This window comes from Martelella lutilitoris (assembly GCF_005924265.1).
Classification (GTDB): Bacteria; Pseudomonadota; Alphaproteobacteria; order Rhizobiales; family Rhizobiaceae; genus Martelella; species Martelella lutilitoris.
Map to the genome: position 1 here is coordinate 1 of NZ_VCLB01000007.1, position 23,115 is coordinate 23,115.

At 58.2% G+C, this 23,115-nt stretch carries 21 protein-coding genes and 1 pseudogene; 9 read left to right on the forward strand and 13 right to left on the reverse strand.

The annotated features are described in order from the left end of the window. From FF124_RS20685 to FF124_RS12990, 4 genes and pseudogenes are all read right to left on the reverse strand, one after another. A pseudogene (locus FF124_RS20685) lies at positions 1–185 on the reverse strand (hypothetical protein); the annotation flags it as partial. A gap of 61 nt (positions 186–246) precedes the next feature. Further along, positions 247–1,143: a transglutaminase family protein gene (locus FF124_RS12980; RefSeq protein ID WP_138748925.1), complete on the reverse strand. Its 897-nt coding sequence runs from the start codon at positions 1,141–1,143 to the stop codon at positions 247–249. Between the two features lie 61 nt (positions 1,144–1,204). Next, positions 1,205–1,450, reverse strand: a complete 246-nt coding sequence (locus FF124_RS12985; RefSeq protein ID WP_138748926.1) for a hypothetical protein — start codon at positions 1,448–1,450, stop codon at positions 1,205–1,207. A 650-nt stretch (positions 1,451–2,100) separates the two neighbouring features. Then, positions 2,101–3,039 (reverse strand): hypothetical protein, encoded by a 939-nt coding sequence (locus FF124_RS12990; protein ID WP_138748927.1) that lies wholly within the window; start codon positions 3,037–3,039, stop codon positions 2,101–2,103. Positions 3,040–3,922: 883 nt separating this feature from the next. On the opposite strand from FF124_RS12990, the gene FF124_RS12995 reads away from it, so the two are divergent. From FF124_RS12995 to csx16, 8 genes are all read left to right on the forward strand, one after another. Further along, entirely contained in the window at positions 3,923–5,500 is a 1,578-nt protein-coding gene (locus FF124_RS12995) for a Cas10/Cmr2 second palm domain-containing protein (protein WP_138748928.1), read from the forward strand. Continuing rightward, complete coding sequence (locus tag FF124_RS13000; protein ID WP_138748929.1) at positions 5,497–7,914, forward strand: RAMP superfamily CRISPR-associated protein; 2,418 nt, start codon at positions 5,497–5,499, stop codon at positions 7,912–7,914. The genes FF124_RS12995 and FF124_RS13000 overlap by 4 nt, the downstream gene beginning before the upstream one ends. After that, positions 7,904–8,962, forward strand: coding sequence for an RAMP superfamily CRISPR-associated protein (locus FF124_RS13005; RefSeq protein ID WP_187326927.1), 1,059 nt, complete (start codon positions 7,904–7,906; stop codon positions 8,960–8,962). Before FF124_RS13000 ends, FF124_RS13005 begins: the two co-directional genes overlap by 11 nt. 1 nt (position 8,963) lies before the next feature. Further along, positions 8,964–9,509, forward strand: coding sequence for a hypothetical protein (locus tag FF124_RS13010; RefSeq protein ID WP_138748931.1), 546 nt, complete (start codon positions 8,964–8,966; stop codon positions 9,507–9,509). Beyond that, positions 9,499–10,068 (forward strand): type III-D CRISPR-associated protein Csx19, encoded by a 570-nt coding sequence (gene csx19, locus FF124_RS13015; protein WP_138748932.1) that lies wholly within the window; start codon positions 9,499–9,501, stop codon positions 10,066–10,068. The genes FF124_RS13010 and csx19 overlap by 11 nt, the downstream gene beginning before the upstream one ends. After that, the gene (locus FF124_RS13020) at positions 10,068–12,479 is read left to right on the forward strand and encodes a TIGR03986 family type III CRISPR-associated RAMP protein (RefSeq protein ID WP_138748933.1); all 2,412 of its coding nucleotides are present in this window, start codon (positions 10,068–10,070) and stop codon (positions 12,477–12,479) included. The genes csx19 and FF124_RS13020 overlap by 1 nt, the downstream gene beginning before the upstream one ends. 119 nt (positions 12,480–12,598) lie before the next feature. Further along, a complete protein-coding gene (locus FF124_RS20690) occupies positions 12,599–13,159 on the forward strand; it encodes a hypothetical protein (RefSeq protein ID WP_210237467.1) in 561 nt (186 codons plus the stop codon). A 9-nt stretch (positions 13,160–13,168) separates the two neighbouring features. Then, positions 13,169–13,414, forward strand: a complete 246-nt coding sequence (gene csx16, locus FF124_RS20695; protein ID WP_210237468.1) for a CRISPR-associated protein Csx16 — start codon at positions 13,169–13,171, stop codon at positions 13,412–13,414. A 360-nt stretch (positions 13,415–13,774) separates the two neighbouring features. Here csx16 and FF124_RS13030 read toward each other — a convergent pair whose 3' ends face one another. The 3 genes from FF124_RS13030 to cas1 are packed head-to-tail and all read right to left on the reverse strand — an operon-like array spanning position 13,775 to position 16,816. Then, the gene (locus FF124_RS13030; protein ID WP_138748934.1) at positions 13,775–14,734 is read right to left on the reverse strand and encodes a hypothetical protein; all 960 of its coding nucleotides are present in this window, start codon (positions 14,732–14,734) and stop codon (positions 13,775–13,777) included. Positions 14,735–14,757: 23 nt separating this feature from the next. Beyond that, positions 14,758–15,048: a CRISPR-associated endonuclease Cas2 gene (gene cas2 / locus FF124_RS13035; RefSeq protein WP_138748935.1), complete on the reverse strand. Its 291-nt coding sequence runs from the start codon at positions 15,046–15,048 to the stop codon at positions 14,758–14,760. A gap of 1 nt (position 15,049) precedes the next feature. Then, complete coding sequence (gene cas1, locus FF124_RS13040) at positions 15,050–16,816, reverse strand: CRISPR-associated endonuclease Cas1 (RefSeq protein WP_187326928.1); 1,767 nt, start codon at positions 16,814–16,816, stop codon at positions 15,050–15,052. A gap of 564 nt (positions 16,817–17,380) precedes the next feature. Between cas1 and FF124_RS13045 the strand changes: the two genes are divergently transcribed. Beyond that, positions 17,381–17,659 carry a hypothetical protein gene (locus FF124_RS13045; protein WP_187326929.1) on the forward strand — a complete coding sequence of 93 codons (279 nt, stop codon included), beginning with the start codon at positions 17,381–17,383 and terminating at the stop codon, positions 17,657–17,659. Positions 17,660–17,895: 236 nt separating this feature from the next. On the opposite strand, the gene tnpC is transcribed toward FF124_RS13045, so the two are convergent. The 6 genes from tnpC to FF124_RS13075 form a co-directional block, all read right to left on the reverse strand. Beyond that, positions 17,896–19,425, reverse strand: a complete 1,530-nt coding sequence (tnpC, locus tag FF124_RS13050) for an IS66 family transposase (protein WP_138748937.1) — start codon at positions 19,423–19,425, stop codon at positions 17,896–17,898. 68 nt (positions 19,426–19,493) lie between these two features. After that, positions 19,494–19,847, reverse strand: a complete 354-nt coding sequence (gene tnpB / locus FF124_RS13055) for an IS66 family insertion sequence element accessory protein TnpB (RefSeq protein WP_138748938.1) — start codon at positions 19,845–19,847, stop codon at positions 19,494–19,496. Next, on the reverse strand, positions 19,844–20,227 hold the full coding sequence (gene tnpA / locus FF124_RS20915; protein WP_138748939.1) for an IS66-like element accessory protein TnpA: 384 nt from the start codon (positions 20,225–20,227) through the stop codon (positions 19,844–19,846). The genes tnpB and tnpA overlap by 4 nt, the downstream gene beginning before the upstream one ends. 447 nt (positions 20,228–20,674) lie before the next feature. Then, the gene (locus tag FF124_RS13065; RefSeq protein WP_138748940.1) at positions 20,675–20,986 is read right to left on the reverse strand and encodes a hypothetical protein; all 312 of its coding nucleotides are present in this window, start codon (positions 20,984–20,986) and stop codon (positions 20,675–20,677) included. A gap of 26 nt (positions 20,987–21,012) precedes the next feature. Then, on the reverse strand, positions 21,013–22,134 hold the full coding sequence (locus FF124_RS13070; protein WP_138748941.1) for a hypothetical protein: 1,122 nt from the start codon (positions 22,132–22,134) through the stop codon (positions 21,013–21,015). A 203-nt stretch (positions 22,135–22,337) separates the two neighbouring features. Then, on the reverse strand, positions 22,338–23,027 hold the full coding sequence (locus FF124_RS13075; RefSeq protein WP_187326930.1) for an extensin family protein: 690 nt from the start codon (positions 23,025–23,027) through the stop codon (positions 22,338–22,340). Positions 23,028–23,115 lie beyond the last annotated feature (88 nt).

Genomic DNA, 23,115 nt, shown 5'->3' on the forward strand with positions numbered 1-23,115 from the left:
GGGAAGACATTGAGGGTCAGCAGCATCGGCGTCGGATGTTCACAGTCGTAGCCGATATGAAAGCCAGCGCGTATCTTCATGTCGTACCTGTCCCTTGCTTTGATTGATTGATCGATCACGTCTACAGACGTAACGCGGCATAACGGCGTTCCGCCCGGTCGAACGGCAGAATAAATCGGGCCCACTTCGCAATGTCCTCGCCGGAACGTTGGCGCGTCGGCTCTGCAAGCCGCCACGGTGGCGTGGTCAGACTGGCGCGCAGATATCATCCGGCTGCGTGGTGACATTGACCTGCACTTCCATGCCGTCGAAATCGAGCGCCCCGCCATCATAGCTGCCCGACAACGGAACCGCCTGGCTCGGGTCCCGGGCGATGCCGACGCGGATGAGATCACGGTTGCCGACGATGCCGTTGGTCGGATCGAACTCCACCCATCCCGCGCCGGGCAGATAGACCTGGCACCAGGCGTGGGTCGAGCCGCCGCCCAGCGTCACGGAACCGTCGCGGTCCGGCACATAGATATAGCCGGTCACGAAAGAGGCGGCGAGGCCGAGCGATCGGGCTGCCTCCATCATCAGGAGCGCGAAGTCGCGACAGGTACCGCTGCGAAGCCCAAGCGTTTCGCCGGGCGTCTGGGTGCCGTATTCGCTGCGCCGGACATAGCTGAAACTCTCTCTGATGCCGTTGCAGAGCGTCATCAGCACATGGCCGGTGCGCGCCGTATTGCCATAGGGCACGAAGCGTTTCGCCCACCGACCGACTTCATCGCCGGGGTCGGGGTAGTGCCGCGCGATGGTCTTCTCAAGATCGATGGCTTCTTCGGGATCATAGGAAAACGGGAAGCCGGTTGCCCTCTGGTCCATCTCCAGATCGAGAGGGATGTGCGCCGTATGATCAATTTCGATCGTGGTCTCGAAGCTGAGCTCCGGGGCTGCAACGTCAACATCGACAAGCGCGATGCAATTGCCGAATACATCATGGATCCAATGAATGCGCGCGTCCTGCGGGCGAACGTTCAGAGTGCAGCTCAAAAGCGTCTGGTCGAAACTGTCGCGGGGCCGGAACATCAATCGATGACGCCCGAAACCGACCGGCCGTCGATAGCGATAGACGGTGAGATGGCGCACCGAAAAGGTCGTCATTCAACACCTGCACAGTCGCGCGGACAGTGCCGGGATAGCCCCTTGGGAGCGAGCGCTTCCATCACTTTTCGCTGCGCGCAAGCGGGTAATCCGGCGCGTCGTACAGCATCCGGATCTGCTTGTCGTCGTAGCGGTTTTCGTCAATCTCCAGCACCGATCCCCGAAGCTTGCAGCCCTCTCGCTCTTCCACGGCAAAACGCACCGCGTCCGCGGCAGTCTCAAACCGTTTGTAGCGCGGGCTGCGGTTTCCCTTGGCCTTGCGACCGGGATAGAGGGCAGCTTCGACCATATAGTCGAATTCGTTCATGTGTTCATTCCCGTTGGAGAAAAGCCTTATGGCAAGCCGCGAGACGAGTTTTCGTCTCATACCGCTTTTTGACATCCTACACGACAAATCCCGGTTTCGTAAGTTTTCGGATCGTTGCCCGACTCTGGGGCCATGAACGACAAATAGCAATGACGGGTTGGGGAGACTTGAAGTGCCGGTACACCGACCAGCGTATGCAGCGCGTAGAGCGCAGCGCAACGTTTCAGAAAACGCAGGCCAACCGTGATGGCGGAGAGTGAAGGTCGAAGTTCGAACTTGGAGCCAATGCGCTTTGGGTTGGAGGGTGGCAAAGCGCAAGCAGAGATGGCGGAGGAGGTGTCCGTCAGAAAGATAGGTAAAAATAAAATAACACTTTAAAAACAAATATATAGTTTTTTATGTCTGAGCGAATTGTGTAGCTTTATGTGTAGCAGTCTGCAAGTGCAGAAATTGGTCGGCGATATGGAGTAACTCGTGGGATAGTTCGCCAAAATGGCTTGCAGTCGTTTCCGACATTTAACTTCGCCAAAAGGGGCTTCTCGCAGGTGATTGGGTATCGATCAATGGCTTTCTGCCACATTTAGAGGGTCAGTTTGGCGCCTCTGCTAGATGCTGCGAAGAAAGATCGGTTACCCGAGGGCAATCGTTGCTCACTCGCCGGAAAAGCTGACATGCGTGTCGTAGAACAAGACTTCCCCTTCTTTCGTCACATAGCTGAACTTCAGATCCCGGTTGAGGGTCAGGATTGCCGCTGCGACCGAGTAAGGTTTGGGTCCTGGTGTGATATCAATACACGTTTCGCGATCAATCATGGCGTCGCGTTTTGACCCGAAAAAGACGGTTCGCGGCCGCGGCAGATTCGGTATATCGGATCGGCCGCCGATAAGGTCGAGCGCTCGTTTGAAGCCCGCATAGACATAGTCGTAATTTTCGTAGCTTGGAGGTATCGCGCGGCCGCCCCCATCCGTCGGGCAGAAATAATCACCGGGGTTTTGCTCATCGGAGATGCAGATGATCTCCGGCTGGCATTCCGTGCCTTCGAGCGCCCGTTTCATGAACTTCTCGAACTTGCCAAACTGGTCTGTGTCTGGGTTTAAAACATAAATCGCTTTAAGCGCTTTGCCGTGTCGCGCCGCGGCCCGCACATTTTGCTGCCAGTTCCACTTCGGCGCCTCCTTTCCGTTATATCGGTCAGCGTAAGCCCGTGAAAACTGCTCTTGCGGTTTGGGCAAGATATCGGCAATGACCGCCGCCGCACCCAACGCCTGCTTGATTGCTTCTGAGGGCATAGGCGAGTACCCGGTTACAAGGTAACTCAGTTGCCGCTCTCGGCGATCGGGAAGTGTTGTGACCGTGCTGCCGACGATGCGGCTTGCCTGGCGCATGGTAAGCAGGGCGACGGGCAGGAAGAGCAAAAGAAAGAGCAGAGCGAGCGCGACAAGTCCGAGGCCCGTCGTGGTCTGTGGCGTGAAAACGTGTTCGAACACAAGTCTGATAAAGGCCTCGCTCAGCAAGCCGATGAAGATGGCCGACAGCGCAAGAAGGCATGCCGCGACGAGAAGCTTCCGGTTGGTGAAGATTGTCTCCACGTTGACCCCCGACTGACACTGTACAACTATGAATGAACGCTGTCCTCGATCCCGAAGCACAGGTGCGAATTGCACACTTATTTAATATATCGTTTTATTCTTGTTATTGAAGGGGGTTGACGCATGCCAGCCCTGACGACAAGAATAAAAGAGTTGCGGCAGAAAGGTAGCTGAAAAAAGCTTTTCCTGAATAGCTGTCATGTCTGTTCCCGTGCTCTGAAACGTGGGCGTATCAACACGACAAGCGTCTCGGACGATGAATAAACCGAGGTGCAGTATTCACGAACGCCAATGCCGCTCATGCCGAACAACGGCGGGGACAAGGGCAGGTCCGTGGATATTTGTTTAAGCATATTATTTCTTAAATAAATTCTCTTTTTCAGAAGAAATTCAGCGAATACTGTTCAGACGTTCTGTCGATACAATCAGTGTTATGTGGAAAGTGTTGCTTTTTATGCTGATCTGTGAATAGTTTATAGTTAGTCGGTTTGAAGGGGCTTCCCGTTTAGAAGGGAACTGAAACTTAACGGGCTTTCCTTCGACGAGAGGGGTCCTCAAGTTTGAAGGGGCTTCCCGTTTGGAAGGGAACTGAAACGCTGGTGTTCCGGCAAAGCGTTGAGCGAGAGTGTGGGATTGACGGACCTTCCGTCTGGAAGGGCAGTTCGTTTCGCGACTAAGGTCTGTCGAGCAATAGTTTTCTCGTGGGCCTTGCGGATGTTGCGCCGCTCGCAGCGGCACTTCCGGCAAAAACCGCTTTGGGCGACAATCTGTCGCTGCAACTTTTTTTCTTTACAATCCCGAAATTGCCATAAAGTATTCTTTGCGGGTTCGAATGAGCAGGGGATGGCTTATGCAGGCAGGCTGTGGCGACAGACGCTTGGTCTTGATCGAAACGCTTTCAAATCAAGCCTATATCTTTGCAACGAACCGACTGCGTGAAATGACCGGTGCCTCGGAGCAGGTCCGTCTTGCGGGCTGCGTCTGGCCCGACGAAGAAGCTATGCGGATCAATGCGGGGGGGGCGGTTCTTGAACCGGTTCTTCTGACCTCCGGAAAGGCGCTGTTTGTTGCCGCGAGTGTCGCCGACGCCGAGAAGCTTGTGGCTGCAGTTTCTCGCAGAGCCCTCGTCGAGGCGCCCGGACTGGGGCTTGTCGGTGCCCATGTCGCACTCGTTGACGACGACCCGCAGACGGGTGTCGCAGACTTTCATCGCGCGTTGAAGGCCGTGCACCTCAGGCTCGCTCAGCTCCGCGCTGCCGCTCCTCCGGATTTCGCCCATTTGCAGCGGTTGCCCTTTGCGGCGGATTGTCATTCCTCCGGGGCAGGCGCATCCGGTTTCGATGCCAATGATCCGGCCTGGAGAGGCGAAGGGCTCGTTCGCGATTTTTCGCTTTCGGTACTTCAGAAACGCGCTTTCCGTCCGTCGGCGTTGGATCAGCTACGCGCGGTACTGGGTCTCAAGCAAACCGATCAGCACCAGTATGATACCGGCGAGGATGACGAGGGATGGGACGAAAACTGGCGCGCGGTCATCCACATCGACGGCAACGGAATCGGCCAGATATTTCTGAAGTTCGATGAATTCGTCGCCCGCGCCGGAGGCAAGAGCCAGGCCGATTACCGGCGCTACTACGTGGACTTCTCGGAAGCGTTGGATCAGGTCAATCGTCAGGCCGTGCATGATGCGACGCGCGAAACATGGGCGGGATTTTTCGCGGCAGAAGGTGCAGCGCGCACGAGGACGTCGATTCCGATCAAGCCGCTGGTGCTTGCCGGCGATGATCTGACTGTCATTTGTGATGGCACGCGCGCGATCCGTTTTGCACGGGCGTTTGTCGAGAAATTCAGACAAGCCTCTGCCGAGAACAAGGCCATCAATCAATTGATTTGCGACAGTGATATTGGCGGCGTTTCTAGGGCGTTTTCGGGGGTTCGCATGGGCGGGGGGATTGCCGTCGTCAAGCCGCATCATCCCTTCTATCGCGCCTACGAACTTGCCGCTGCCCTGGCCGACAGCGCCAAAAGCGAGCCCAAGAAGCAAGGCCTTTCCGCGCTTGATTTCCACGTTTCCTATGATGGCATCTCCGATCTGGGGCAATTGCGCAATCATAATGGAAATCAGAATTTCGCTCTTCACGGCGGTCCCTATGTTCTCGAGAAACACGCTGCGTTCCGCTCGATGTGCGATCTCGAAAGTTGCGTGGCGACGCTGCACGGCGACGCGGTTCCGCGCGGACAGGCGCATCGAATGCGCGAAGCTGTGATGCTGGGTCCTGACGTCGCCGAGGCCGCGCGCCAACGTTTCAATGCGCGCAGTTCGGAACCGCTGGCAGAGCTCTTCTACGAATTGGCCGGGCTGAATGGACGCGCAACAATGTTTCTGGATGCGATGGCTATCATGGACACTCAGATACCGGAAAACCAGTCTTCGCCCAAAACCATGCAAGGAGGGCGATCATGATTGCGCAAACTTTGAGGCTAAGCATCGAGATGCTGTCGGACTGGCACATCGGGACAGGCGGCGGACGCTATGGCGCGCTTGACTCGCGTGTAGCGCGCGATGGTGATGGCTTCCCGTTTATTCCGGCTTCAACCTTGAAAGGCATGCTGCGCGATGCGGCGGAGACCGTCGCCAGCGCCCTGGATCAGGAAGGCAATGGGCCCTGGGCGGAGTTTGCGGCGCATCTTTTCGGAAGTCAGCCGGTGGTTGAGGGGCAAGCGGCGCATTCGGGGGATCGCCAGCGGCCCGTCTCAGGCGTAGTCCATTTTTCTGCCGCGCGCCTGTCGCCCGTATTGCGCGAGCACATTTTCTCCATTGCCGCCGAGCCTTCGCGTGAGCGGTTGGTTCAGGCAATGACATTTGCCAAGCCAGGCGTGAAAATCGACCGGGACAGCGGCACGGCAGCCGAGAACATGCTTCGTTTCGACGAAATTGCACGGCGCGGCTTGCGCTTCGAGGCAGAGATCACCGTCGCTTTGTCAGGCACACAAGAGATTGAAGCAGCTGAAGCATTTCTGGCTGCAGCCTGTTTCGTGCTGGAGCGTATCGGCGGAAAACGGCGCCGGGGCCTCGGTCGGGTCCAACTCTCGTTGAACGGTTCAAAGCGGGCCGGTGATTACCGAAAACGGCTTGAGAGACCGCCGCCGGAGGCAGAACGGGTGGAGCCGGGGCTGAGGGCAAATCTGACAAACGCTTGCGAACCAAAAGCCGGCGCATGGACGACAGTCGACGTGGAGTATCGTCTGCTTGAGCCCTTGCTCGCCGCCGGGCGGATCGAGGGTAATGTCATCACAAGCCTATCATATCTTCCTGGGAGCCTGTTGTTGCCGGCAATAAAACGAATGCTAAAAGTGCCGGGCGACGTCGATCAGGCGATCTTTGCGGGTGATATTCGCGTCTTGCCAGCCTATCCCGCAGGCAGCAGCGATACCACAATTGTTGCTCCGGCCTGCTTCGAACGGCCGAAAGATCCGCCAGACCCCGAAGCCAGCAAAATTTACGTGGTCGGGGAAGATGCAGCAGAACAATCAAATGTGCAGCGGAAATCGCTCGGGAATGGCTTCCTTTCCTATGCCGGCAAGGCGCTGGTACCCGTCCGGACCCAAAAGATCATGCTCACGCACAATACAATCGATGATGAGCGCCAGAGGCCTACATCTGCCATCGGCGGCGTCTATGTTTATGAGGCGCTCGCGGAAGATCAGGTTTTTCGTGGCCAGGTGAAAATCCGATCGTCGCTCGCCGGCGATGAGGAAGGCCTTTTGCGCTCACTTTCGGGGCAGGTTCGCATCGGACGGGCGCGGGCCTCAGGTTACGGACGGGTTACAACCACTGCTGTGCTTGCAGGCAACGGCAATTCGGCGGCTGAAAGGGCAGGGGAATGCACCGGATTTGATCTTTTTTTTCATACGGATGCGATTGTGAGAGACGATAGTTTCGCGCCGGCAGCCAATTACGAGGCGGTGCTGGCAGCGATTGATCATGCCGCCGGCACCACGCTGTCGGCCTTCTGCGACCACGCCGCGACCCGTAGCTTCATCCGGGCCGTGAATGTGGAGGGATTCTCAATCGCAGCTGGCCTGCCTAGGCCGGCCTTCGCGGCCGTTGGCGCCGGGTCAGTGATCAAGTTCCGTTTCACCAAACCGATTAAGAATGACTTTATCGTCAAAATCGCGGAGGAGGGACTTGGCGAACGCAAGGCCGAGGGATTTGGAGCCGTATCGGTCGATCCGGCTTTTTTGGCCGAAGCGCAAGGCATGCTTCTCTATCCGGCCATTGATTGTGCTTCCTATCGACAGAAGTACGGTTCGGCAGTTGTGAAGGGGAAGGAAAGCGAGACTGCCAGACGAATAGAAGTTACGGCGTGGCGCCAAGCGATCCTGGAGGCGATCGAACTTGTTGTTGCCGATCGAGATTTGTTCAAATCGCTGTTTGGGTTTGAGTGCGGTCACGCGAGCAAGCCATCAAATGCAATGCTGGGACGAATTCGATCTGCCATATTCCTTGCTCCGGAAGAGCAGCGGGCGGAAGCCCTAATGACGATCTTGCGCAGACAGAGACGTCAGAGGGACGTGCGGCGAGACGGTGGCCCAAGCGATGACATGACGGAGAAACTTGGTCCGGCGACCGCAGGCAAGTTTTGGCAGATTGCAAGCGGCGCGGCTTTGGGCATAGGGAACTTTCCAGACAGAGATGTCATGTCCTGGATTGAATCGAAGATGGAGGCGCCACCTGGCGATCTAGGGGCCGCGGATAGCGTGCGAGCACAGCTTCGTTCGTGGGCCAGCACAGCCCTCATTCTCGCAGGTCTGCAGCTTCATGTCCTGCAGCAATCCGAACCCGGTGTTAAGATGGAGGTGGCCGATGGCGCGTGAGCTTGTCGAGAAATGGCGGCTCGAGGGAGATCTTGTGCTCGACAGCGACCTTTCGACCTGGGGTGGCGCCGATGACTGGGTCTCCGATCAGCCTGTAGCGCGATCGGGCGACGGGACGGTCTATATTCCGGCTTCATCTCTGGCGGGCGCGGTGCGCAGCTATTTCGAGTACTCTGGCGCGGCATTTGCTCACAACTCGGTCCATAATCGCATTTGGGGCAATATTCGTGGTCGCAGTTCAAAGTCTTCTCAAGAAGGCGACTATACGAGCTTTCTGCTTTTCGATGATTGTTTGTTGAAGCCCGGCAATGGTGAGACCGTCTTGCGGCTGCGTGACGGTGTGTGGATCGACCGGGTTGAGGGAAGAGCCTCCTCCAATATCAAGTATGATCGGGAGACGGTTTTGTCCGGGAACCGGTTCGGTTTCAGCCTGGTCGCGGAGATACCAGCGGATCCGGCGTTTGCGGATGCGGTCCGCGACACTTTCTTCATGATTGCCGAAGCTTTGAAATCGGGGCGGATTGCGCTTGGCGCTGCCAGTTCGCGCGGCATGGGGCAGGTTCATGCAGAAGAGCTGCACTGGCGCAAGCTCCCGCTCAACGACACAGCCGCGTTTCTTGACGCATTTGAAAATGGCGAATGGCTTTTGGCCTCGGGTCTTGAAGGTCGGTTGAAACGACTGAGCCGTCCGGGCCGGCTGGAAATCAAACTAAATTGGAGGCCGCTCGGTTCCGTCATGGTGAAGGAGAGCGGTGAGACGCTTGTGTTCGGTGCCTACCCGTTTTCCTCGCCGGTTTCTGGGCGCGTCGTACCGACCTTGCCGGGCTCGTCTGTTAAGGGCGCGCTCCGGGCTGCCGCCGAACGCATCATGGCAACATTGGCGGAGGAAGGTGAATACGGCAAAGACGATAGGGAGGGTTTTCGAGCGTATATTGCCCGGCACGACTTGGTTGTCGCCCTCTTCGGCCGTGACCGGGAGCCCGAGGAAGCTGAGGCTATGATGGAAAAAAAAGCCTGCCTGCGGGAAATCGGCCCTGAACTTTCATGATGTGCGTGCTGAAGGGCGTTTTTCCGTAACCCGCGCTGACTGGGATCAACTGCTTGAACAAGAGAACTTTTCTTCCAACGGCGGTGGCGCCTTGTTCAGGGCCTCGTCTCCCGCCACTCATGTTGCCGTTGACCGTTTCACCGCAGCGCCGGCGGAGGGAAAGCTATTCTCCGCACTCGCCTTCGACAGGATGGAGTTTGAACCGATCTGCATTGATCTGGCCTTGGATCGGTTTGAAACGGCGTGCGGCAATAATGCAAATGCCGCTCTTGCGTTGCTGCTTTGCGTGTTCAACGAGATGTTTCTCGAGGCAGTCCCGTTGGGCTATGGCGCGACGCGGGGTCATGGCTGGATAGCCCTGGACAAGATCGAGTTCAGACTGGATGGCAGTGTCCCGGAAGCTTTGCCCGGTGTTGCGGAGCTGGTCGAACTTGGAAAAGTGGTGCGCGCGGCTGCGGATGCAACGTACATGGCTGAAAAAATGCCGACGATCTTGAGAGACTGGAACGTCTATCTTGATCAAGGGGAGGTGGCTCATGAGACCTGACGCTCTGGCGGGGAGGCTTGTGCGAAGCCGATTTTCCGACCTCGATTTCGCGCAAGCTGTTCGTTCCGCTTTCGGAGACACCTTTGAAGGGACAGGATTTTTCTTTGCCCCGACGGCCTATCGTTTTGTCCGCTTCCGGGACGGCGAAGCGTTTGCAGCGGACGGCGCAAGCCTTGATGTGTCGGCAATGGCATTTGAGGCAGTGGCCTTCGCGGAAAGTGGCATGACGTTGCGCTGGGTGCGCTCGGGTGCCAGCGGTAGTGCCTGTCTGATGACCCCGGTCTTGGGTGAAAACGAAGAGGCTGCATTCCACATCCCTGTGCCGCATCTGCTGTGGGGCGAGCCGGCTGCACCTGCTGAAAACGGCTGGACACGGCTGACCAGCGCCCGCATCGGAACGCTGGATGTGCCCGCCGATATCGCCGATGGGCAACGCGCGCGTTTGATGTCGCAGGCGTGGTTTGCGGCGGACACTGATCGATGCGGCAATTCGCGCTTTCTGGGAACAACGTATTCGAGAATTGAAGCGATAGAACACAAACCGGGAGGCCTGAACTGATGTCGCGAACCGGTAAGCTGCTAATTATTGATCCTGATCCGGAGGAGCCGGTATTTGAGATCGACACCGGTGTCGAGCGCCTGAAGGTCGACTGGGATTTCGACGGCACTGGCTTCTCCGACGGGGAACTGGTCACCTTCGATGATCCGGTCAGCGGGGGAGGCGCGCGGAAAATGGCTATGAATATCCGAAAAATCGGGCAGCATAACGCCGCAGCCGACCGTAACGCGCGGCAAGGCAATCGATCGGCTGCGCCGCGCCAACGAACAACGCTCCGCGACTTCCACAATCCCTACAACTTCATTCCGGCGCCCGAGCCGAAAAATGCCGCCGGGCTGGGACAGAAGCATCCTGCCGGTCATCACGCCTGGATTGACGGCCTCTGGTCGGGCGACTTCGATGTCACCATGACAGCGATGACGCCGCTTCTTATTCCCGAACCCTTTGATGTCGAAGAGCAAAACGAGCACAAGACATTCCGCACGCGCGTGGATGCCGAAGGCAGACCGGTCATGCCCGTCACCGCGTTCAAGGGCATGCTGCGCAGCGCCTACGAAGCCGTCACCAATTCGCGGTTCGCGATCATGGATGGCAAGGAACGGCTCGCCTACCGGGAAAGCACCAATGCCGCGCGCGATGCTGCCGACACGCGGTTCCCCGCTCGGGTAAGCAAGAAGGACGGGAAGCTGGGACTTGAGCTTTTCATCCACCAGAATGCAGCGGGCGACCTCAAGCCGGCGCACGCGTGGCTGCCGGCCTTTGGCAATGAGACGTGGCGGCAGCCCCAAACCGGCGCGCGTGTTCGTGTAAATCTGGCGTATCTTCACTACAGCGACGTCAAGAATGGGAAAAAGATCGACTTTGATTTCTGGAGGGTGGCAGACCTCTGTATTGCTGAGGCCAACGGTCAACCGACCAAGACCGCAACATGGCAATCGAGAAAGCACGCCACCCTTTCGGCGCCGATCTTGAATTGCCCCGCGTATGTCTATCGAACCAATCAGAATTTCTCGACAAAACATGACGAGCGAGTCTTTTTCGACGATGGCAGTTATCAAGGTCCGCGGTGGGTCGAAATCAACGCTGAAATAGAGATGAAATGGTCGGAGCTTGTACGAAACTACCAGGCGACAAACGAAAAGGTTCTGCGAGATCGGGAAAGCTCAAGACGAGAACCGGACGCTTACATCAACAGCCGCAACCCGGCTCTTTCGCGTCACGTGTACGACACCGATGGTGCCGGCTCGCCTGTTTTGAGGGAAGGCATGATGCTGTACGTGGATGTCGTCGATCCGGCTAACCTGTCGCGTGGCATCAAGGGGTTGGTTCCCGTGCTGGTCTCGCGCCAGCTTTTTGAGCGGTCGCCGCGTGACCTCCTGCCGGAAAAGCTGCACCCGGCTGCCAAGATTGATGAGCTTTCGCCTGCTGATCGGGTGTTTGGATGGGCGAACGAGGCCGGAGACGGGGCCTATCGCGGACAGCTTCGCATTGCGCCGATTACATGCGAAAAGGGCGGGGTTGAGCGTTTTGGCAACCAGAATGGCGTTTCGCTGCCGCTCGCGATTCTCGGGCAGCCCAAGCCGCAGCAATGGCGGTTTTATGGCGCCAGAAATACTGCCGGTGAACGCTATCCGGATGGGGAACGCGGGCCGGGCTATCGCGAAGGTGAGGGGCTGCGTGGCCGGAAGGTCTATCCGCATCATCGCGGCAACTCGAAGATTGACGGCTATTGGGATGCGGCGAAGGCGCTTCGGGATGCAAGCACAGACAACGGCCCTCAGGAGAGGGAATATGTACGGCGCAGGCCGAAAAGACAGCAATCCAGAGGGGGGCAGCGCGATTCACAGAACCGTTCCATGAAGGATTGGGTGAGGCCAGGAACGGTTTTCACAACCAGAATGTCCTTCAGCAACCTTACTTGCGAGGAACTTGGCGCGCTCTTGTGGCTGCTTAACCTGCCGGAAGATCACTATCACCGGTTTGGCGGTGGCAAGCCGCTCGGTTTCGGCTCGCTTCAGGTAAGAGGCGAGGGGCATTTCTGGCGGGCAGCTGAAAAGCGTACGGCAATCCGCAGTGTGTTCGGACAGGCAAAGCCGACAGGCGACCAGCCTGTACTCACGGCACAGTTCAAAAAGGCGATGCAGGGCGCCTATGGCGACGGTAAGGTCTTCGAGAGCATCCCTTTTATCGCGGCCTTTCTCAAAGCAGCAAAGGGATATGATAACCCTGTCCATTATCCGCGCCTGGAAGGGCAGCAGGCAGCCGACGGCGAGACCTTTAGGTGGTTTCAGGAAAACCTAAAAAAGGGAGAGCGAGCGCAATCGCTCGGTCGGCTCTCCGGTGATGAGGGCCTGACCGCATGGCCCGATGGCAGAGAGAAAGACAGGGGCAGAAGAGGGGATCGTCGCTGAAGTTGCCAGTCTTTCTGAAACTGCGGAGACTGGGTGGACCGAGACTGTCGCAAGCGGGTCGGCCGACGAGACACCGGGGACTTCGACAATAACGAGGCTCGTTTACAAGGAATGGATCGATGGAACCTGTAACGGCTGAGGTCGCGCAACACGGCCTGATGATCTTTCAGGACGGCTGGTTCGAGGACAATTTCTTTGCTTGGCTGATCTTCTCCGTGGGCGCTGGCGCCGTTTCCGCGGGGTTGACGTTGCTTGTCCGACTTGTTCTCTCGCTCCCGGATCGCGGCTGGGTGTTGGAGATGCGCGGCTATGGTGACGCCGAGCAGGCGATCGTCCCTGAAGAGGCTCATCGCTTCCGCAACAGCCGTTTCGAGTTGTGGAAATTCGTCAAAAGCGTCGTGTCCGGCGCCTGCCTGATAAAGGGGCGGACGATCAAGAATGCGGAAGAACACGGCTGGTTTGTTATGGAGGAGCCTCAACACTCCTGGTTGAAGCGGCGGCTGCGCCGCGGTTGTGGTCGCATTGTCATCGATTTCTCCAAGATTCCGAGGGAAAGCCTGGCAAGCGCCTGGTATGATGGACCGCCGAAGAACTGGATCGGCACGCCGAAATCGGAGCGGACGTTGTTTGTCTCGCGCCATCCCGGCGCGAGGGACTGGCTTGAACGTCAGGGTTACTAAGACATCGACATGCTTGCTCATCTCGACATCGAGACCGTTCGGGAGGGCGATCTGGTCATCGGCACGCTGCCGGTGAATATGATCGCCGACATTACTGAGCGTGGGGCAAGTTACCGGCATCTGGTCATGGAAGTGCCGGCTGAGCGCCGGGGTCAGGACCTGAGCGCCGAGGAAATGGAGGGTTATGGCGCGCGTTTGGAAGCATTCAGCGCCGGCCGTCCCTCCCGGCGCAAGGGTGCGGAAAGGCGACCTTAAGGGCGCGCACCGGCCTAGCGACATCCGGTTGGCATCGATCTGGTTCGTGGAAAATTCTCTATATACTTGAAAGTTAATTATAAATTATCAGATTGAATAGCCGGAAAGAAGGTTTTTTTGTTGGAGGAGGTATTGAGAACCAGGATCGGGTGGAAAGCCATAAAAAAAGCGGCTATAGTTCAAAGGCTTCTGGTTAGTCGGTCGACGAGACATTCCCGTTTGGAAGGGAACTGAAACCCCGCAGAAATTGAGGCCATCGCCTTCATCTGTCGACGAGACATTCCCGTTTGGAAGGGAGCAGGAGTCGCGCTCAGGCGATACCGGATGCGTGCTGGTGATGGAAATGGCTTGAATGTTCGCTCAGTCTGCGGGATAGAGCAGCGCGCACCAGCCATGGCCATGGCGGGTGTCCTTGCCGGCGTGCACGACCGGAAGAAGCGATAAAAACGGCTCCAGCCCAGAAAAATCTCCGGTGAGGACGAGCATGCCGCGCGTGTCTTCCATTGGAATTTTGCCATTGGCGCGGGTCGAGCGGCGTTCCCAGGCGTAGATGCTGCTGTCTTCCGTATCGATGGCGATCGCGCGGGCCTTTGCCCTGAGCGCCCCGAAATCGCAATCCAGCCTGCGGCCCTGCCAGAGGCCGAGACCTTCGACCCTGTCGATCAGTCCTGGCAACATCGCCGAATAGTCAAAGCTCGCCCTGCCGTCGCTGGTCAGCCTGAGCGGTGACAGCAATTGCAGGCCGAGTACCGTCCCGAAGGTCTCGCAGGCGAGGCCCTCATGGGTCGTTACGGCATCATCGACAATCCGCCAGCGTGTTGCGAAACGGCCCTTGCCGATGCCGCCGGAGACCGTTCGGTAGACGACATCGCGCATGGCTGCGTGAAGCGCGGCAGCTAGGCCGAACAATTGCACCTCTATGACGGTGCGGGTCACGCCGTCTTCCATCCTGACCGGTGGTCCGGCCCTGATGACCCATGGCTTGGGGATCGCCCTCCCGCGCCGCAGCCGCCCGGCATCATTCCACAGAAGGTCGAGCAGGCTAGGGGGCGTGTTGCCGCAGGGCTTTCCAGCTATGGCCCCGGCGCTTGCAGTTTGCACGAGAACCGGCCAGAGCGCGCCGCGCAGCTTGCGGGCGATATCATGTCCCTGCCAGTCGAAAAAACGTCCCTCGACGAGAAAGCTCAGTGTGGTCCATGTGAAGCCGGCAAGCAGGTCTTCAGGGCCGGCCGGCGTCTGGACTTCCGCGAGGAAGGCGCGAAGCGCGGCGCCATCCATCCGTGCGAGTTTGGCCGAAAGGGCGTCGTAGCGGCTTTCCATGAATTGCGCCTTTCCAGCAGAGATCAGAACAAAAGAAACGGGGCGCTGTCATCGACAATCGCCGGCCCGCCGAAGCTGCGACTGTGCTTGAGCCCAGTCGCCGTCACCACATAAACGCGCAGACTGTCGCCCCGATCAAGCCGCCGTTCCAGCCGTTCGGCCAACGCCTGGCATTGTTGGTGCGTGAGAAAGGCCTCGAAGACGGAAAATTGCACGCGCACGGCGTGGTCTTCGAGTATGGCAGCAACATTACGACGTTTGCGGTCGTCGCTGATGTCATAGGAAAAAACTGTGAAATGGCGCTGCTCTGGCATGTCAGTAGTCCATTCTGTAGCTTTTGTAGCCCTGACCGCCTTCAAGGTCTTCGGCCAGCCGCCGTGCCTGGCGTTGCATCAATTCGGACCAACTGATCTTGTCCGGCCTTTCCGCTGTATCTCCCGGGTCGCGCACGGGGCGCTGTGTCCATCGCTCATAGTGGCGGATGATGGTGGCCGTAGCGCCGGCCGCAGCGGTTACCGTGCCGTCAGCTTCAGTTTCAAAGTCGCCGGGCATCAGCGCCCGCTGGGCCACAAGGGTAACGCTGAGGGCTTCGGCCACGGGCCCGCGAAATTCTTCCGCAAGGTCGGTGGCGGCCACGCTTGGTCGGTTCGCGGTTTGGTGCAGGATGCCGAAGCCCGGATGCAGCCCGGCCGAAAGCACGGCGTTTCCCATCTCCGCCGTCAGCAGGCTTGCGGTCATGGAAAGGATCACATCGAAACCGGTTTTCGGCGGTTGCCGGGTGCGGCGCTCGAAACGCCAGTCATCGGGCAGAAGTTGACCAAGGACCGCCCAGTAAGCCTTTGCACCCTGCGCCTCGTATGCCATGAGCACGGGTATGTCGTCTGCCGTTGTCGTTTTTCGCAAAATTCTGTTCAGCGCCTCGCAGGCGCGGATCACAGCGACGTCTTTCCGCTTACGGTTGAGCCGGCGCAACAGGGCGCGTTGATTGTGCACGCGCGCTTCGACAAACTGTCGCGCCAGCATCAGGCGTCGGTCTTCATCCAGAATGGCCGCGGCCTGGGCCAGATGTCGTTTGCCGTGCTGAGCCGTGTTCCCAAGAGCCGAACCGATGGTCCGGCCGTCCGAGCCGACAAAATGCACCGGTATCCGATGGCCCATCAGGGTGCGCAAAGCCTGTGGCGATACCTCGGCGCCGGGAAACACGACCATATCGTCGATTGCGGCCGGCTTGATGCGCGCGCGTAGCTGTCCGGCTTCGGCAATGTTCACCGCCTCGCCGCTGCCGATCTGTGCGGATGTGCCGTCCGTTGCCAGGTAGAGCGTACGCCTGGCGGGAGGCCGAAACCGGCTGCCTTCACTCTCTTCGGTTTCGGGCTCGGGCAGCGCATTGAGGTTGTCCGGCGCGTCAAACGGGTCGCTGATCACAAGCGAGCGCACGAACAGATGGCCGAGAAACCGCAGGCCATCGTCAAAATGGACGATCCGTGTTTTTTGCGGGTGCAGGTCAAGGTCAAACCGGGCAAGCAGCCTGCCGGCCTTGTCCCGCGCCTTCTCCGCCGCAACCCGGCTCTGAGAGAGGATCACGAAATCATCGGCGTAACGGACCAGCCGGTCGGCACCCTTTTCGAAGGCATCGTCGAGGGGGTCGAGATAGAGATTTGCCAGTACGGGCGAGATCGGTGAGCCTTGGGCAAGACCCCTGCCACCGCTGCCGTAATGCTCGAGCCAGAGGCTGATCAGGTTGATGAAGTAATGATCATCGACATAGCGCGCGAGTTCCGTCATGAGACGTTCATGCGCCACACTGTCGAAACAGGCATGAATATCCGCATCCACTGCCCAACGGAAACCCTCGCGGCGCAGCCGGTCGACGGCCGCCACTGCCTGCTGCACGGATCGGCCGGGGCGATAGCCGAAGCTGAGCGCGTTGAATGACGGTTCCAGCCCCGCGCCGAGCAGACTGGCCGAGGCTGTCTGGATCACGCGATCGCGCACTGCCGGTATGCGCAGACGTCGCCTTCCGCCGGAAGGCTTGGGGATATCCACGACGCGGGCCGGCCGGGGCACATAGTCATCCTGCAAGAGTTCGCGCGAGAGCGTCTGCAGGTTGCGCCACAGCGAGCGCTCGAAAGCCTGGATTGTTTCCCCGTCGCCGCCCGCTCCGCCGCCGTTGTCCTTGACGCGGGCAAAGGCGCTTGCCAGACTGACTTCGTCAATCGCTTTTAAGAACAGCCCCTTCAGTTTTTCCGTCATGGCAAATGCGGCTTTCTTTCAGTTCACCATGGTTCGTGGAAAATAAAATAACCGCATGATATACAATTATTTTTTCAATCGAAATATCAATCGTTCCGTCGAAAAACTGATATTCAGCAAGTTATTGGAAAGTAGTCTATGGAATATATTGCTTTTTGACAAACAAAAAAGCATATTTACAGAGGTCCACCCGACGAGGCATTCCCGTTTGGTAGGGAACTGAAACCCGGAACGATATCGCAATGGCACATACCACCCCGCCGAGGAATTCCCGTTTGTTAGGGAGCCGAAACCCCCACGTTCAAGACCTGCTTTTCAGTAACTACATCCTTAGACGCTTGCGAAGGTTGTGCGTCTATAGCATTGTGCAGCTTGAGTTACCTATGGTGCACAATGACCACGTCCGTTAATCAGTCCCCGGAACAGATCGCCCGCGACACGATCGACCAGCAACTCGCAAAGTCTGGTTGGGTGGTACAGGATAAATCCGAGCTAAATTTTAATGCGGGCCTTGGCGTTGCTGTTCGTGAATATCAAACTGAAATTGGTCCGGCGGATTACGTGCTGTTTGTCGATAGAGAAGCAGTCGGGGTCGTTGAGTCAAAAGCTGCATCCTGGGGAGAGACGTTGACCACGGTGGGAGAGCAGTCCGCAGGATATGCGAATTCCTAGCTGAAATGGGTCAGTAATTCGAAGACCCTGCCTTTTGTTAGCGAGAGCAAAGGAATGATCACGCGGTTTACCGATGGTCGCGATCCATCCCCCAAAACACGAGAAGTCTTCACATTCCACCGCCCGGAAACGCTAACACTCTGGTCGAAGGGCCCGTTTTCCTTTCGCACCGGCCTGAGTCACTTGCCTGAACTGAACACCGACGGTCTGCGCGACTGCCGTAACCGGTGTTCCGATCACACCTTGGCGACGTAATTCCAAGGCATGAGGTCGGCGATACTGCTCTGCATGTGACCTCCAGCGATGTCCGTTAAAGTCGTTGCCAGCCAGGCGTGCGGATCGACGGCGTTGCGTTTGCAGGTCTCGATTAGCGAGGCGATGACGGCCCAGTTTTCGGCGCCCGCGTCGTGACCTGCGAAGAGGGCGTTCTTCCGGTTCAGCGCTATGGGTCGGATGGCGCGCTCGACGGTGTTGTTGTCGAGTTCAATTTGGCCATCGATCAGGAACAAGCAAAGTCCGTCCCAATATTTGGCAATATAGGCAAGAGCTTCGCCGAGAGGCGATTTCCTTGCGACACGGGCACGATGCTGGGTGAGCCACTCCTCGAAGTCGCCGATGATCGGCGCTGAACGTTCCTGCCTTGCCGTAAGGCGGTAAGCGGGATCGAAGCTGCGGATATCGGCTTCTATGCGATAGAGCTCGCCGATGCGGCTCACACCCTCTTCCGCGATCGGCGCAGGGCCGGTCCGGGCAATCTCCACCAGTTTGCGCCGCGCATGCGCCCAGCAGTAGGCGAGGCTGATGTCATGCCCCGGCTTGAGGAAACGGTTATAGCCGGCATAGCCATCGACTTGCAGGACGCCCTTGAAGCCATGCAGGATCTGCTCGGCGTGCTGACCGCCACGCCCGGGGGCGTAGGTGAAGGCCACGCCGGGTGGCGCGCCGCCGCCCCAGGGACGGTCATCCCGCGCCAATGCCCAGAAGTATCCGATCTTGGTCTTCCGTCGCCCGGGGTCGAGCACCGGGGCGCGCGTTTCATCCATGAACAGCTTGGTCGAGCGTTTCAGATCCGCGATCAGCGCATTGAAGACCGGTCGCAACTCGAAAGCAGCCCGTCCGACCCAGTCAGCCAAGGTGGAGCGGTCGAGATCAACGCCTTGGCGGCTCATGATCTGTGCTTGGCGATACAGGGGAAGATGGTCGGCGTACTTACTAACCAGAACATGCGCGATCGTGGCCTCGGTCGGCAGGCCGCCCGGGATCAGCCGCGCGGGCGCCGATGCTTGGACAACCCCGTCAGTGCAGGCGCGGCAGGCGTACTTCGGGCGGCGGGTGACGATCACGCGGAACTGCGCCGGGATCACGTCCAGCCGCTCCGAAGCGTCTTCGCCGATGCAGTGCAGGCAGCCTCCGCACGCGCAGACCAGACTCTCAGGCTCGATCACGTCTTCGATGCGAGGCAGATGTTTGGGCAGTGATCCGCGATTGGCAACACGCGGACCGGTATTTCGTTTACGTGCGGGCACATCCGCATCTTCCTCGGCATGGACCGAGGCGATTGCCGCCTCGAGATCTTCGAGCGCCAGTTCGAACTGCTCCGGATCGCGCTTCTCCGACTTGTGGCCAAAGACGGCTTGCCGGAACGCGGCCACCAGCTTTTCCAAGCGCTCGATGCGCACGTCCTTGCGTTGGTCGCGCGCCTCGGCGGCGACCAGCATTGCCTTCAGAGCGGCAATATCATCAGGAAGATCGGCGGCATTCAGCATGGGCACAATCTATCAGATCTGCTCCGTGGAGGCGCGCGCAAACCCACGCCCGAGTCATTGTGCCGCAGTCATTCCACCGTCTCGGGAGCGCGGGTTTCAACGGCCCGAACGCGGCGCCAGTCGAGCCCCGAGAATAGCGCTTCGAACTGGGCATGGTTCAGCGTCATCAGACCATCCCGGATCGCGGGCCAGGTAAAGCTGTGCTCCTCCAGCCGTTTGTAGGCCATCACCAGTCCAGTCCCGTCCCAGTACAACAGCTTGAGACGATCTGCCCGCCTGGCGCGGAACACGAAGACCGTTCCGGTGAACGGCTCCTTGCGCAGTTCGTTTTTCATCAGCGCCGCCAAGCCGTCGTGTCCCTTGCGGAAGTCCACCGGCCTCGTCGCGATCATGATCCGGACGCGGTTCGACGGAAAGATCATGCCGTCTGTGCCAACGCATGAGCGATCGCTGCGATGCGCGTTGCCGAGGTCGCCGCCGCCAACCGGATCGTGACCGTTCCCACGATGATCTCGACGGGCTCGTCCACGCTTGGCTCGGCATCCGGTAAGGGGGCCGCAACCACCATCGCCGCGAATTCGACCTCGTCTTCTGGAGCTGGCAGCATCAGCTTGCCCTGCCGGGCTAAGGTCCGCCATGCCGACAGATGGTTTGCCTTGACCCCGTGCCGCCGCGCGACCGCAGCAACCGTCGCACCCGGGCGCAACGTCTCGGCCACGATCCGCGCCTTTACCGCATCAGGCCATTTGCGGTTGCGCCGACGGCCTCCATCCTCCGTGAGAACCTCCAATGTAGCATCCATGGAGAAACTCCTTCCTGATCCACTCCCAAAGAACCAATCTCAGATCAGGACGCCGCGCGGTAGGTGGGGCCAGAACACCGGTTACCGACTGCCAGATCACCGCGATCACCAATCTCAAAGCTTCGCTTCAGGCCGGTGGTCCTCAGCCGTGGTAGATCCGGGATACTTGGTCGCTTGCTTATCATGCCGAGCGCTATCTTGGGGCCCGCATAGACATAGTTGTAGCTTTGGTTGCATGCAGGAATCGCACGACTGACCCGTTCAGTCGGGCAAAAGTATTAGCGAGGCTGTGCTCAGAGCAGATATGGATGATGTTTGGTTGGCATTCTGTACTCTTTTAGCGTCATTTCCATGAACGCCTAGAAATCGCGAAAATGGTCTATTTTGTTGCTAGTCGCCGTGTTTTCATTCTCGGGTGGCGGCTTTACCGTTTGAGCGCGAAATGCGCTATTGCGCAGCGGGCGCAAGATCAGGCGCGACCAGGATACTTTGGCGGCCAGATTCAGCCTTTAATTGCTCTATTGGCAGACCGAGATAGATAGACTGGTTGAGATTGATGGTTTTGTCCATGAAGGCGCCGCCGCCAGATGAACTCGGCTCGTTCAGCAACGAGAGGCAGTCCGGCCGGGGAAGCCCTCCAAAATCACTCTTGCAGTCTTCGGAAATTTTATCCTCAATAGGCGGCGCATCCTGGCTTTGAGCCCATGCGCCTGTAGCTGCAAAGGCGGCGAGAAAACAGGCGATTTCGACCTTGAACATGGCGTCTCTTCTTCTCATCACGGCTCTTACCGCATTTTCATGGAAACCGACCGGTACCCGAAAACCAACGGCCGGATGAATTTCTCGTTGACCCAATAGTTCCGTTTGCTGCCCCGCCCTGCCTCGACCGCTGATGTGTTGTTCGCGGCGGAGACTGCGATAGTAGCGACCTGCGAACCGTCGTTTTGGGCCTCCGGCTGCTCTATCGTCATGTCGAGCGGCGCCTGGTCATCATCCTTGCGTTCCGGGACGGCCGAGAAGAGGCCGGTTTCGGCACCATCAGCACGGCCAACCTGAAGACTTCTTGTCAGATAGGCGCGGTAAACGATGAAAATCCGTATCTCGAAAATGTAATCCTTGCCGCCTGTCTTGAGCACGGCAGTTTTCAGAATATCATCGCCAACCATATAGGCGAGATGAGCGCGCGCAATTTCTTCAATGCAGAAGCCGCGGGTCAGATCATCCTTGCAAAACATGTCCAGCTTGACCAGGGCGGCATACGGATTGGCGCCATAGGCCTGCACATGTGACAAAACGATTTTTGTTGCAGAGCCACCGGCGGCCGAAAGGCCGAGGGCCCCCAACAGGCCCGATGCCGAAGCCCCGTGGTTAAGGCTGATCGCGGGGAAAACGAGATTTGAGAGCGCGACCCTGCCTGCTTCCAACGGGTCCGGCACGACGGCGACCCTGGGCTGCGTCATCGACAGAGTGCCATCCTTTTCGAGCTTAGTATCGCCGAAATAGCGCGTATCGTCTGGACGGTCCATGTGCGATGAAAGATCGATATGGCCGATTTTAACCGAGCGGCCCATCATGGCCTCGTCGCGCAGGTTGTTTGGCAGTTTCTTGAACTGCTGCGTTGAGGGCTCAACTGCCAGAAAGACATCGCCGACATAGACATCCTCCTGTGGAGGATAGAGCGGGACAATGCCCAGCTTTTCGATCGCCGCGTTCCAGCTCCTGGGGATATAATCATCGACAGCCTGGGAGCTGTTATAGACGGACACGACGGCCAGGAATACAAAAACTGCAACGGCCAGCAGACCAAGGCCCTTTGCAACTTGCCGGAATGAGGGAAGGCGGGCAGAGATGCGTCGCCACCACGCACGCTTGGCCCCAGTGTTTTGGTCTTCACCGTCGTCTGCCATGATACCTCCAGATTGAATTGTCGTTGTCAGCCTGTCATTGCAAGTTGAAGGCTAGCTGTCCGCGCAAATCGGCTGCGAGGCCATGTCAGGAGGCCCTTTTTGGGCTGACTCGTGGTCTGCCGAGCAATTCGCATATCGGCTGCCCGCCACGCCGCTGGTGCCCGCAAGCGGGGGCGCCGTTTGGCGGGCGGGCTGCAAAGCAGCTATACACCGGCTACGCCAACAATGGATTGCTCGGTGTCCAGCGCAAGGTCGGCACATGTTTTCAGGTATTTTATCCAATTTAGGTTGTCTGAGAGAGTGCCGAGGCGCAGTTCCTTCAGCGTCTGACGCAGCGCCGCTTCCGTATCTCCGCCCCATACGCCGTCAACGCCCGATGCCCCCACATCCTTGTTGAACAGTTTTTCCAAAGTGTGCTGGAGAAAAATAACGTGGCTTCTCGCGTGTTTTTTGAAGCCCACGCTCGTCCCGTTGTCAAAGTGAAAATGGTCTTCGTGAGCATGGTTGTAGTCATAATTGAGGACCGTTCCAAAGTGTATGCGCAGCAGTGATTCAATGGCCAGATAAAGATAGGGTCTGGCCGGAAAGCTGGTCGCGACCCACATCGGTTTATCGCTGAATATCAGGCAGTCCAGATCGAATGCTCTATTGGTGTGGTGATATGATCTGCCACTTCCCTCTCGTCCGACGCCGCCGGTCCAGATCTGATCGATGTGAAAGCCATTCCCTGAGAATGTATTCTGTATGTCTGAAAAGCAGGCATCGCAGGCAACACGAAAATCGGGGTCGATATATGGGCGCACCGGGACAGCTTCCTGGCCGTATGCGCCCGGTTTGAAGCGATCATAAAAGAGCGGAATGCCAGCGAAATTATTGGTTCTGATCAGAGCCATGTCCTTCTCCTGTTCATCGATCATTCCTTCTGCAGAACTCTCTGACCTCGCGCCGCGCCAGCTTTACCCGGCGTGTGAGACGATCGGG